The following is an 11,586-nucleotide window of genomic DNA, read 5'->3' as shown; positions in this document are numbered from 1 at the left end:
GGACGCCCCCGCGGGCACGGCCGCCCCGCGCGCGAGGCAGGTCACGTCGTGGCCGCGCCGCAGCGCCTCCGCCGCGAGGTGCCCGCCGAGCCGGCCCGTGCCTCCGAGGATCAGCGTTCTCATCCCCGCATGCTCGCACGGGCCGCCTCCCGCGAGGCCTGCTGAGGTGCCCGAGAATGTCCCCGAACGGCCGGAAAGGCTGCATTCTCGGGCGACTCACCGCAGTGGGCGCCGGGCGGGCGGATCTCGACGCGACGAATCGGGACGAGCACCTCCACGACGCCGGACCCCGAGCGACCACCTCAGCGAGAACGAACCCGCCCAGGAGCCCCCGAACACCCGGCCACCCGAGCCCGGCCCGCGTCCTCTGTCCGGAATCGCGCGGGCGGCTCGGGCGCCCGAGCGGCTCACACGACGACGAAGGCGTCCAGGATCAGCGAGTTGCCCGTGGAGGCGGCGTTGCGCTTGCTGCCGCGGCGGATAGTGATGGTGTGCTCGCCGGCGCTGAGGGTGCTGCTGGTGAACACGGTGCGGGCCGAGCGGTTGGTGGCGCTGTAGCGGTCGACGGAGGCGACGAGCACGCCGTCGATCAGGACCTCGTTGATGCCGGAGGTCGGGGTGATCCGGCTCACCCAGCTGACCTTCGTGCCCTGGAAGCGGAGGGTCGCCGAGGCCGTGGAGGTGCTGGAGTACGAGATGCTGCCGCCGCTGTCGGCGGTGCTCGAGAGCGTCGCCCAGGTGCCGACGGTCGCGATGACGGCGGCACCGTTCTGGTACGTCCCCGCCGCCGGCAGCGTCGAGGTCGGGGTGGGCGTGGAGGTGGCCGTCGGGGTCTCGGTCGGAGTCGGAGTGTCGGTGGGCGTCGGCGTGTCCGTCGGTGTCGGCGTGCTGGTCGGCGACGCCGTCGCGGTGGGGGTGGGGGTCGACGTGGAGACGGTCCCGGCGGTCACGACGAAGGCGTCGAGGATCAGCGTGTACCCGGTGGACGCCGGGTTGCGCGTCGTCCCGCGGCGGATCGTGACCGTGTGGGTGCCGGCGGCGATCGGCCCGCTCGTCCAGACCGTCTGACCCGAGCGGGTCGTGGGGCTGTAGCGGTCGACGGTGGCGACGAGGACGCCGTCGAGCAGCACCTCGTTGATGCCGGAGGTCGCCGTCATCCGGCTCACCCAGCTGACGCCCGTGCCCGAGAAGCGGAAGCTCGCGGACGCTCCGGCCGAGCTGGAGTAGCTGATGCTCCCGCCGCTGTCGGCGGAGGAGGAGATCGTGCTCCAGGTGCCCGCGGTCGTGATGAGCGGGGAGTAGTTCTGGTACGTGCCCTCGCCGGGGATCGACGAGGCGGGCTCGTCGGGCAGCGGAACGACCGGCTGCTCCGCGAGCCAGCGGTCGAACGTGTCGAGCATGTCCTTGTTCGTCAGGCTCGGCACGTTGTGGCCGTTCGGAGCGCCGTCGGTGGGCGTGTAGAGGACCGCCGCCTCCTTCGCGACGGGCTTCGCGAGCGCGACCCAGGCCCCTCCGTGCACGGCGATCGGGACGAGGACGTCCTCCGTCGAGCCGGTCGCGCGGATCCGCGCCCCCGCCCACGAGGCCTGCGGCAGCAGCGCGGGGTCGGTCGCCGGGATCGTCGAGGGGTCGTTGTCGTAGTCCGGCAGGACCCGCTCCGGGTCGCGGCGGGCCATGTCGCCCATGTCGTAGACGCCGGCCGCGTGGTACGCGCCGCGGATCTCGGGGACCAGCTTGTTACCGTACGCCCAGCAGAGCAGTGCGCCACCGCCGGAGTTCGAGCGGAGGAAGCTCGCGCCGATCCGCCACGTCTTCTGGAACCAGGCGACCGCGTCCACCTGCATGGCGACGGCCCGCTTGTTCGTGTAGATGCTGCCGCCGTAGTTGGGGCAGATCGAGATGACGCCCTTGTCGACGGCCTGGTCGGCGCTGTACTGGTAGGCGCCGGACAGGGCCGCGTAGGTGCTCCCGTTGGCGTGGTAGTACCAGTAGACGACCCGGCCGATCCGCTGCGAGGGGACCGCGGTGTGCGGGACGAAGAGCCGCGCGCGGTCGGTGCCGATCATCACGTCGATGATCTGGTACGGCTTCTTCCCGACGCGCGAGATCGCCGTGTCGCCGCGCCCGAGCTCGTTGGGCAGCGGCGGGATCACGCTGTAGTCGGGGGCCGCGGACGCGGTCATCGCGTAGGCGAGGGCAGAGCCGACGCCGAGGGCGGCTCCGGTGAGGACGAGACGGCGGCTGTGGCGCGCAGGAGAGGACATGGGATCCCGACGGGGTGAGGGCTGATCGGTCGGCGGAGCCTGACCGGAAGGTGTGAGGGGGGTGCTGCGGTCCGGATCGGACCACCGTGGAGGGGGCGCGGTGCGGTCCTTCGGGGGACCGTGCGGGCGGGCAGGCGCGAGTGCATCCTCCCGCGTCCGCCGCGCGACCACCAGACCCGCTTCAGGGACACCCGCGGCGGCGCTCCCACCTGGCGTCGAGCGGCGAAGTACGCGGAGGAGGTCCTGGTGAGAGCGCTATCTCGCGCCACTGCTCTGGAGATGCACGCCACGGGAGCGGAACCGCATCGCCCCGACGACGGATCACACCGGCCGCACCGGGCCGACGCGGATCCGGGCGTCTCACGGCCGCTCCGACAGCCATGCGCACGTCAACACGCCCGCCGGGGCACCCTGGTGAGGGCCCGATTCCTGTGCGCGGGCTGAGCGATGGTTCAGCACACCCTGTCCCCCTTCTGAGTGCCCACCGGATCGGGGGACCGTCGTCTGCCGCCCCTGTCCCGTCTCAGGGGGACAAGGCCCCTCCGAGCCGCGACCTATCGTGATCCCGCTCCACCCGGAAGGCCCGGCGAGGCGCTCCGGGGGGAGGTCGATCCGTGTCGAACGCGCATGCCCGACCGAGCCACGACCGCTCGATCGCCCTCGGCCTCGTCCTGCTCCTGCTCGCCGCCGTCCTCGTGGTCCTGCCGGCGACGAGGGCCGCGGCGGCCACGGTGCTCCTCCAGGAGGGGTTCGGCGGCACGTCCGTCCCGGATCCGGCGTGGCAGGCCCTCGACGGCGGCTGCCTCTCGCGAGCGACGGCCGCGCCCCCGACCGGATCGTCGAACCTCGGCGTCTGCGCCAACCGGATCCAGGCGCCCGCCACCGGGACGACGCCGGGATTCCTCCAGCTCACCGACAACCGGACCAACCTCAAGGGGGGCGCGGTCTTCAACCGTCCGATCCCCTCCGTCGCGGGCCTGGACGTGCAGTTCGACCAGTACCAGTACCAGTCCGTCGCCTCCCTGCAGGGTGCCGACGGGATCGCGTTCTTCCTGACCGACGGCTCCCGGAACCTCACCGCGGCCGGCGCCCCCGGAGGATCACTGGGATACGGGCAGTCGAGCACCACCGACGGGGTCAACGGCGGCTACCTCGGCATCGGCCTCGACGTCTACGGCAACTTCTCGAGCACGGACGGGGGCCTCGGCGGCACCGGATGCGCCGGCTCCCCTGCACCGCCGGGCCGGTTCGGCGGCCGGATCGTGGCGCGCGGTCCCGGGCAGGACAGGACCGGCTACTGCTACATCCAGGGCAACAACGTCCCGAACGGTCTCGCCGGGCTCCGTCCCCTCGTCAACGTCGGCACCCCGACCGCGCCGGACGCGACGACCGGCCGCACCATCCGCGTGACCGTGTCGCCGGCATCGCCGCCCGTCGTGACCGTCTACTACGGCGCCCGAGCGGGACTGGCCGCCGCCGACCTGACGCAGGCGATGCAGTTCACGATGCCGACGACCGCTCCGTCGACCTACAAGCTCGGCTTCACGGCCTCGACCGGCGGCTCGAGCGACACCCACCTGATCCGGAACGTCTCCGTCTCGTCCGTCACCACGCTCGACGACATCACCCTCGTCAAGCAGATCGACCGCACCACCGCGCAGCCCTCCGCCTACACCGAGGGCGCTGCGATCCCCTACCAGTTCGTCGTGACGAACGGCTCGATCAAGGCGTCCCTCAGCGGGATCGTCGTCACCGACCCGAAGGTCGCGACGATCACCTGCGCGGCCACGACGCTCGCTCCGCTCGCCTCCACGACCTGCACGGGATCCCATACGGTCACGGCAGCGGAGGCGGTCGCCGGCTCCCTCGTCAACACGGCGACGGCCTCGGCGACGCGGACGGCGTCCGGCGAGACGACGACCACCGTCACCAGCCGGACCGCCACCGTCACCGCGCCCATCGCCACCCCCGCTCCCTCCCTCTCGCTCACCAAGACCGCCCTGCTCACCGACACGAACGGCAACGCCCAGGCCGACGCCGGCGAGCAGATCCGCTACTCCTTCCTCGCCCTCAACTCCGGCAACGTCACGCTGCAGACGGTCGCCGTCGCCGACCCGAAGGTCACCGGCATCACGCCCGCCTCGACCCAGCTCGCACCCGGAGCGAGCGCGACCTTCACCTCGGCGCCGTACACGGTGCTGCAGACCGACATCGACAAGGGCACGGCGGTCACCAACACGGCCACGGTCAGCGGGCGCACGCTCGCGGCCTCGCCCGCGGCGGTCTCCGCCTCCTCCACCGCGATCACGCCGATCCGCTACGCGCCCTCGATCTCGCTGGCCAAGACCGGCACGCTCCCGGCCGGGGCCGCGGCCGGCGCGACCCTCTCGTACAGCTTCACCGCGGCCAACACCGGCAACACGGCGCTCACCTCCGTCGCGATCAGCGACCCCAAGAGCGGGCTCTCCGCGCTCGCCTACTCCTGGCCGGGAACCGCCGGACGCCTCGAGATCGGCCAGTCGGTCACCGCGACCGCCTCGTACACGCTCACGCAGGCCGACGTCGACGCGGGCCAGGTCCTCAACACCGCCACCGCGACCGGCACCCCTCCGACCGGCGCCGCCGTCACGGCCACCGCCTCGCGGACGGTGACGATCGCCCGCACGAACGACCTCGCCCTCGTCAAGACCGCGAACCCCGCCTTCATCAGCGCCGCCGGCACCGTGGTGACCTACACCTTCCGCGCGACCAACACCGGCAGCACCACCCTCACCGCGGTCGCGATCAGCGACCCCAAGAGCGGGCTCTCCGCTCTCACCTACTCCTGGCCGGGCACTTCCGGACGACTGCTGCCCGGCCAGGTCGTCACCGCGACCGCCACCTACACGACCACCGCCGCCGACGTCACCGCCGGCACGATCGCCAACACCGCCACGGCGACGGCGACCGGCCCGACCAGCGGGGCCTTCACCCGCACGGCCTCGGTGAGCATCTCGGTGATCCCCGATCCGGCCGCCGACGCCGCGACGGTCGTGCAGGGCGGCTCGGTCGTGATCGACGTGCTCGCGAACGACGGGCCCGCCGCGACCGGCGCGACCTTCTCGCGCGCTCAGCTCTCGGCGACGCCGAAGGCGATCGGAGGCGCGGCGGCACCCGCCCCCGCCACTCCCGTGCAGGGAGCCGTGTCCTGCGTCGCGAGCGGAGCGACCCGCGGCCAGTGCACCTACCGCCCGATCGCCGCCTTCGTCGGCACCGACGTCTTCGACTACTCCCTCTCGGGCCAGTACGGCACCTGGAACGTGCGGGTCACGGTCACCGTCACAGCGCTCAACCGCGCGCCGGTCGCCCGGCCCGACCGCGTGGTCGCGACCACCGGCGGCCCCGCCGTCACCGTCGCTCCGCTCGCGAACGACACCGACGAGGACGCGGGCACGACCCTCGCCCTGGCCGGGACGAGCGTCCCTGCCGGGCTGCGCGGCAGCTTCTCCTGCTCCGGATCCACGTGCACCTACACGCCCGCGGCCGACGGCTGGACCGGCAGCGCGACGATCGCGTACACCGTCTCGGACGGGGCGCTCACGGCGGGCAGCACGATCACGGTCTGGGTCGATCCGGCGCCGCTCGTCCGGCGGGGATTCTCCGGCACCGGCACCACGAACGGAGCGGTCGGGCTCGGCGCCTGGACCGGTTCCTCCGTGGTCGCGACGCCCGTCGCGAGCTGCACGGCCGGTCGGCCGAGCACCCTCGTGAGCTGGTCGGCCGCCGCCGGAGCGACCGGGTGGACCCTGGAGCGCCGCCTCGCCGGGACGACGCCCGGACCGTGGACCGTGATCGCGGCACCCGCCGCCTCCGCGACGAGCTTCACGGACGACCGGGTCGGCGAGGGCCGCAGCTACCAGTGGCGGGTCCGCCCGGACCTGCAGCGCTGGCTCGGAGTCGCCTCCGCCGCCTCGACCGCCGTCGCCCAGCCGGCCGTCACCACCGCCGGAGGCTGCTGATGCCTCCCCCTCGACACCCCTCTCGTCCTGCACGTGTCCTCGTGAGGGAGACCACGCCCGCACCGGGCACCACCCACCAGAAAGGAACGGTCGCCATGACCACCACAGCACCCACCCGTCGCAGCCCCTGGAAGAAGATCGCCCTCACCGGCGGCGTCCTCCTCGCCGCGGGAGCCCTCGCCGGCGCCGGCGCGTTCGCCGTGTTCACCGACTCCGGGACCGCCGTCGGCAACGTCGACGCCGGCCAGACCGACATCGCGGTCACCGGAGCGTTCACCGTCGCGAACATCGCGCCCGGCGACACCGTCCAGCGCCCGATCAAGCTCGTCCTGCCGAACGCGACCAACGACGGCGACCTCGTCTCGTCGGTCCGGTTCTACCAGGACGTCACCAACGACGTCGTCGGCTCGGACACCACCGACCCGGGCCGCGTCGGCGCCTCCCTCGTCACCGGCGCGAACGGCCTCGACTACCGCCTGCTGACCTGCTCGACCGCCTGGGTCCCCGCCGCCGCTCCCGCGGAGGCCGGCCCCTACACCTGCGCGGGCACGCAGACCGTCACCGGCACCGGCAAGCTCTCGACCATCGGCGGAGTCGCCAACGCGGCGAACTTCACCCCGGCGAACTTCGGCATCACCCCCACCGCGACCGGGACCTTCCCCTCGGACGCCGGTGACGTGACGCTGAACACGCTGATCGAGCTCGTCCTGCCGACCGCGGCCGACAACGCGTACGAGAACGCCTCCGCCACGGTCACCTTCACCGCCGCCGCGATCCAGCGCGCCGGCATCCAGAAGTAGACCGTCCCCCACCGCCTCCGCCCTGCCCGGTCGCCGCCGGCGCGGGGCGGAGGCATCCCCCTTCTCCCGGAGTCGTCCCCATGCCCCACGCCCGCGCGCTCGTCGCCGTCCTCGCGGCGGTGCTCCTCGCCCCTGCGGCGAGCGCCGAGCCCGTCGGCGTGCTCGACGTGCGCGAGCTCTCGGCACCCGGGTCCCTCACCGACCTCGCTCCGGGCGACCGCGCCGAGTGGGCGGTCGAGGCGACCAGCACCGGAGTGTCGCCGGAGGGGGTCTCCGTGGCCTTCGCGGTCGACGGAGGGACGCTGGCTCAGGACCCGCGCGACGGCCTCCAGCTGTCCGTCGAGCTCTGCGACTCGGCGTTCACCGTCGCCGAGGTCGTCGACGGCGCTCGCACGGTCGAGCGCTACCTCTGCCCCGGTGACGCGGTGCCGCTCGGATCCGGACCCGCGGCGACGCTCGGACGGCTCGACGGCGTGCGTCCGCTCGAGCCCGGGTCCACCGTGGGCGTGCGCGTCCGCGTCCTGTTCCCGGAGTCGGCCGGCAACGGGACCGAGCTCGCGGCGGCGTCGCTGCGGGTGCTCGTGGGCACGACGGAGGAGGATCCCTCCGCGGCGCCCGGCCCCGGCTCCTTCCCGGGTGCGGCGGGCGGCGGGCTGGCCGTCACCGGCCGCGACCTGGGTGCTGCGCTCCTGGGCGGGATGCTCGCCCTCGGCTCGGGCGTCCTGCTCGCCGCGGCCGCGCGCCGTCGTCACCGGAGGGAGCAGGCGTGAAGGCCCTCCGCGCTCTCCTCGGCGGCCTGGTCACGATCGTGGCCGTCGCAGGCATCACCGTCTTCGTCCTCTCCGCCCTCGGTCTCGTGCGGCTCGTTCCGGTGCTGTCGAATTCGATGGCACCCGGGATGCCGGTCGGCTCCCTCGCCGTCACTCTGCCCGTCGACCAGGCCGGGATCCGCGCCGGCGACGTCATCGTCTTCACCGACCCCGACGATCCGGGCCGCCGCGTCATCCACCGCGTCACCCTCGTCTACTCCGAGGAGGAGGCGGCCGCCCTCCGCGGCCGCGAGCCCGGCCAGCTGGCGCTCACCACCAAGGGCGACAACAACGAGTCGGCCGACCCGTGGATCGTGACGATCGCGGACGAGCGGATCTGGCGCGAGAGCTCGGTGGTGCCGCTGCTGGGCTGGCCGAGCATCGGCCTCGCCCACCCGGAGGCGCGGTTCGCGCTCTTCGCCGCGGGCGGCGCGGTCGTCGTGGGCGCGCTCCTGATCGCCATCTGGCGCCGCCCCGCGGAGGTCGCCCCGTGAGCGGCGCGCACCGCTCCACCGACGGGACGCCGCCCCCGGAGCCGCAGCGTCCTCCGGTCGAGCACGGCCGGCACAGCGCACGCCCCTCCGCCCGCGACCGCGGAGCGCCGCGCCACTCCCCCGACGTCCGCCGCCGCGTGGTCTCGCGCGCCGGTCTCACGGGCATCATCGCCGGCGCGCTCGTCCTCGGCGCCGCCGCCACTGCGACCGCCGTGTTCCTCGACCGCGCCTCCGTGAGCGCACGGGTCGCCTCCGGCACCGTCATCGCGAGTCTCTCCGGTACCGGAGCGACCACCGTGCCGGTCCCCGTCGCGGGCCTCGTCCCCGGCGGCACGGCCCGGCGCCTCCTCGACCTGACCAACGCCGGCACCCTGCCGATGTCGGCCCTCCAGCTGCAGACCACGACCGGCACCGACCTGTCGGACGGCCTGCAGCTCGTGATCGAGCGCTGCACGCAGTCCTGGTCGGCCGATGCCGCGACCTGCCCCGGCACGGTCACAACCGTCTCGGCCGACCGGCCCGCCACCTCCCGGCTCGACCTGCCCGGCTCCCCCGCCCTCGCCGTCGGCGCGACCGACCACCTCCGCCTGACCGTGCGCCTGTCGGACTCGTCCCCGTCCGCCGCGCAGAGCACCTCCGCGACGCTGACCGTCACCGTCGTGGGCGTGCAGCGGCCGGGCCGCCAGCTGTAGGGCACGGTCGGCTCACTCGGCGGCGGCGAGTCCGACGGAGTCGCACAGCGCGTCCGCGTCGCTCGCCTCACCGGGCAGCACCACCGCCAGGCCGTCACCCTGACGGCAGGCCACCAGCGGCGGGACGGGCCTGCGCACCCCCCGCTCCGCAGCCGCGTTCGCCGCGGCGCGGTCGAGCTCGAAGCCGCCGTCCTCCCAGACGCCGGCGCAGAGACCGACCGCGGTCTCCGCCGACAGGGGCGCACCCTCCTCCAGGGGCTGCCCGTCCTGGTCGAGGAGGGACTCGGACACCTCCCCCACCAGGCCGGTGTCCACCGGTCCTCCAGCGCCTCGGGCACCCGCCTCGAGGGAGGCGGTCGGGTAGCAGCGCGCCCCGATCTGCGTGAGTGCAGGGGGAGTGAGCACCGCGGCACCCGCTGCGAGGAGCACGCCCCCGGCGAGGGCACCGGTCACCGCGACCACGGTGCGGCGACGACGGATCGCTCGGCGGTCGTTCCGCATTCTCCCGAGCACACGCTCTCGGACGAGCAGCGCGCGATCGCGTCCGGGGTAGTCGTCCGTGTTCACAGGGCACCTCTCACGTAGTCGTCGTCCCGGATCCTCCGGCGGAGGCGGGAGAGTCTGTTGCGGACCACCGAGGTGGTCACGTCCAGTTCGGCGGCGGCCTCGTCGTAGCCGAGCCCGCGCTCGAGGCATGCCGCGTAGATCCTCCGGTCGAGCTCGGGGAGCGCGGCGACGACCGCATCGACCGATCGGAGCAGCGCGGCCACCTCCGCCGCTCGCTCCGGCCCGTCGACGGTGGGCCCGTCGAGCACGTCGGCCCCGCTCGCGAGCGGCCTCCGAGAGCCTGCTCGGTTCTCGTTCATGGTCAGGTTCCGTGCGGTCACCATCAGCCACGGCAGAAGCGAGTCGCCCGCGATCCTCACCAGGTCGCGCTTTCTCCAGAGCACGATGAACGCCTCCTGCACCACGTCGTCGACGGCCGAGGCATCCGTCACCCGGCTGCCCACCAGCCGGAACACCGCCGGCGCGTGGCGGTCGTACAGCGCCCGCATCGCGGCCTCACCTCCGCTGCCGGCGAGCCGTCGGAGCAGCTCCCGATCCTCGACCTCGTCCGTCATGTGCGCCCGTCCTGCTCCCCCGTGCCCTGCCCGGCTCGGTCCGCCGGCGGCCGGTCGGCGATTCACCCTGCCGCGGCCCTCACGGAGAAGTCTCCGGAGGCGAGGATTCGTCTCGAAACAGTTGCAGGACATGACGATATGTCGGATGCTGGCTGCGGGTCCCGCCGACCCGACATCATCCGACACTCTTCAGACGGGACCATTCATGCCGATCATCACCCGACGCTTCCCCCTCACCGCCCGCGGCAGCTTCTCGCTCGTCGCCGGAGCGGTGTTCTGCATCGCTGCAGCATCTCCCGACTCCGCCAGGCTTCCCGAGGACTGCTCGATGCTGGTCGAGACCGGGCAGACGGTCTGTGTGGACCGCGGGGAGGACCTCGACGCCGCCGTACTCGCCCGGACCGGTCGCGTGGTCGTCGAGACCTCGCTCGACGACCCCTCGACGTCGAAGGCCGCGACGTCGCCGCTGAGCCTCGCCGACTCCCAGTACGTCCTCGGGTACGTCTACGACGACATCGACTTCGGAGGCGACAGCTTCAGGTTCACGACCTGGGATTCTGCGCTCTGCAGCCCCGGCAAGCGCTACGGGACAAGCTCGCTCCGTTCCATCGGATGGAACGACCGTTTGAGCTCGTTCTCCGCTCGCAACGGCTGCCTCGGCACGATCTTCATGGACGACGACTACTCGGGAGGCTCGTTCGGGCCGGTCGGAAGCGCCGCCTGGGTCGGTGATTCCTTCAACGACAAGGCGTCGTCGATCCAGTGGGCGCGCTGACGCAGCGCTGAGGTGCCCGAGACGGTCGGCGACACGCCGGAGCGTGCGACCATCTCGGGCACCTCAGCGCGGGGGCGCCGGCGGGGCTACTCCCAGAAGCCCCGGTGCGCGCTGGAGGCCTCCTCCTCGAGGTGCGGGCCCGAGACGACGATGGAGCGCTGACCGCGGGCGAACACCTCGCGGCACGGGAGCGAGAAGGTCGGGTTCTCGGGGTGGTCGCCCGTGAGCTCCAGGAGGCGGTGCTCGGAGAGGGCGTAGACCACGCGGTCCACGCCGGTCCAGTAGACGGCGCCCGAGCACATCGCGCAGGGCTCCGCGCTCGTGTAGAGGGTGCTGCCCGACATCCCCTCGGCCCCGAGCTCGCGGTACGCGGCGGCGACCGCGCGCAGCTCGGCGTGCTGGGTGGGATCGCCCTCCGGCGGGAGGGAGTTGTTGCCGGCCTCGGCGACGACGCGGCCGGCGGCGTCGACCACCAGGGCCGCGAAGGGGTGCCTGCCCTCGGCGCGGGAGCGCTCGGCGGCGGAGATGCTGCGGCGCAGGAACGCGAGGTCGTCGGTGCTGAGCTCGGTCATCGTGTCCTCCGCCTGTGTACAAGTCGTCGATCCGACGTCGAGGGGGAGCATACGGTCACGG

Annotated in this window: 10 protein-coding genes; 6 read left to right on the top strand and 4 right to left on the bottom strand. The window is 73.3% G+C overall.

The annotated features are described in order from the left end of the window. Positions 1 to 407: 407 nt before the first annotated feature. Positions 408 to 2,264 carry a hypothetical protein gene (locus tag C5D44_RS18190; RefSeq protein WP_181118542.1) on the bottom strand — a complete coding sequence of 619 codons (1,857 nt, stop codon included), beginning with the start codon at positions 2,262 to 2,264 and terminating at the stop codon, positions 408 to 410. A 614-nt stretch (positions 2,265 to 2,878) separates the two neighbouring features. Here C5D44_RS18190 and C5D44_RS16230 point away from each other — a divergent pair. The 5 genes from C5D44_RS16230 to C5D44_RS16210 all read left to right on the top strand — a co-directional run bounded on the left by C5D44_RS16230 (position 2,879) and on the right by C5D44_RS16210 (position 9,057). Beyond that, complete coding sequence (locus C5D44_RS16230; protein WP_104282262.1) at positions 2,879 to 6,262, top strand: Ig-like domain-containing protein; 3,384 nt, start codon at positions 2,879 to 2,881, stop codon at positions 6,260 to 6,262. A gap of 95 nt (positions 6,263 to 6,357) precedes the next feature. Beyond that, positions 6,358 to 7,062 (top strand): TasA family protein, encoded by a 705-nt coding sequence (locus C5D44_RS16225; RefSeq protein ID WP_104282261.1) that lies wholly within the window; start codon positions 6,358 to 6,360, stop codon positions 7,060 to 7,062. Positions 7,063 to 7,142: 80 nt separating this feature from the next. Further along, on the top strand, positions 7,143 to 7,832 hold the full coding sequence (locus C5D44_RS16220; protein ID WP_104282260.1) for a sortase: 690 nt from the start codon (positions 7,143 to 7,145) through the stop codon (positions 7,830 to 7,832). After that, positions 7,829 to 8,365: a signal peptidase I gene (locus tag C5D44_RS16215; RefSeq protein ID WP_104282259.1), complete on the top strand. Its 537-nt coding sequence runs from the start codon at positions 7,829 to 7,831 to the stop codon at positions 8,363 to 8,365. Before C5D44_RS16220 ends, C5D44_RS16215 begins: the two co-directional genes overlap by 4 nt. After that, the gene (locus C5D44_RS16210; protein ID WP_104282258.1) at positions 8,362 to 9,057 is read left to right on the top strand and encodes a peptidase; all 696 of its coding nucleotides are present in this window, start codon (positions 8,362 to 8,364) and stop codon (positions 9,055 to 9,057) included. The genes C5D44_RS16215 and C5D44_RS16210 overlap by 4 nt, the downstream gene beginning before the upstream one ends. 12 nt (positions 9,058 to 9,069) lie before the next feature. Here C5D44_RS16210 and C5D44_RS16205 read toward each other — a convergent pair whose 3' ends face one another. Both C5D44_RS16205 and C5D44_RS16200 read right to left on the bottom strand, forming a co-directional pair. Next, complete coding sequence (locus tag C5D44_RS16205) at positions 9,070 to 9,558, bottom strand: hypothetical protein (protein WP_146082532.1); 489 nt, start codon at positions 9,556 to 9,558, stop codon at positions 9,070 to 9,072. A 62-nt stretch (positions 9,559 to 9,620) separates the two neighbouring features. Beyond that, the gene (locus C5D44_RS16200) at positions 9,621 to 10,178 is read right to left on the bottom strand and encodes an RNA polymerase sigma factor (RefSeq protein WP_181110079.1); all 558 of its coding nucleotides are present in this window, start codon (positions 10,176 to 10,178) and stop codon (positions 9,621 to 9,623) included. 205 nt (positions 10,179 to 10,383) lie between these two features. On the opposite strand from C5D44_RS16200, the gene C5D44_RS16195 reads away from it, so the two are divergent. After that, positions 10,384 to 10,953, top strand: coding sequence for a hypothetical protein (locus C5D44_RS16195; protein WP_104282257.1), 570 nt, complete (start codon positions 10,384 to 10,386; stop codon positions 10,951 to 10,953). Between the two features lie 86 nt (positions 10,954 to 11,039). Here C5D44_RS16195 and C5D44_RS16190 read toward each other — a convergent pair whose 3' ends face one another. Next, positions 11,040 to 11,576: a nucleoside deaminase gene (locus tag C5D44_RS16190; RefSeq protein WP_181118541.1), complete on the bottom strand. Its 537-nt coding sequence runs from the start codon at positions 11,574 to 11,576 to the stop codon at positions 11,040 to 11,042. Positions 11,577 to 11,586: the final 10 nt, after the last annotated feature.

This window comes from Rathayibacter sp. AY1B5 (genome assembly GCF_002932795.1).
Taxonomy (GTDB): Bacteria; Actinomycetota; Actinomycetes; order Actinomycetales; family Microbacteriaceae; genus Rathayibacter.
Note: the sequence above shows the minus strand (reverse complement) of the source record. Positions and strands in the feature narration are given on the sequence as shown.

What these genes read in the sequence shown, in the direction of transcription:
- C5D44_RS18190 (WP_181118542.1), bottom strand. Translation starts at nt 2,264, where the DNA reads ATGTCCTCTCCTGCGCGCCACAGCCGCCGTCTCGTCCTCACCGGAGCC.
- C5D44_RS16225 (WP_104282261.1), top strand. Translation starts at nt 6,358, where the DNA reads ATGACCACCACAGCACCCACCCGTCGCAGCCCCTGGAAGAAGATCGCC.
- C5D44_RS16220 (WP_104282260.1), top strand. Translation starts at nt 7,143, where the DNA reads ATGCCCCACGCCCGCGCGCTCGTCGCCGTCCTCGCGGCGGTGCTCCTC.
- C5D44_RS16205 (WP_146082532.1), bottom strand. Translation starts at nt 9,558, where the DNA reads ATGCGGAACGACCGCCGAGCGATCCGTCGTCGCCGCACCGTGGTCGCG.
- C5D44_RS16200 (WP_181110079.1), bottom strand. Translation starts at nt 10,178, where the DNA reads ATGACGGACGAGGTCGAGGATCGGGAGCTGCTCCGACGGCTCGCCGGC.
- C5D44_RS16195 (WP_104282257.1), top strand. Translation starts at nt 10,384, where the DNA reads ATGCCGATCATCACCCGACGCTTCCCCCTCACCGCCCGCGGCAGCTTC.
- C5D44_RS16190 (WP_181118541.1), bottom strand. Translation starts at nt 11,576, where the DNA reads ATGCTCCCCCTCGACGTCGGATCGACGACTTGTACACAGGCGGAGGAC.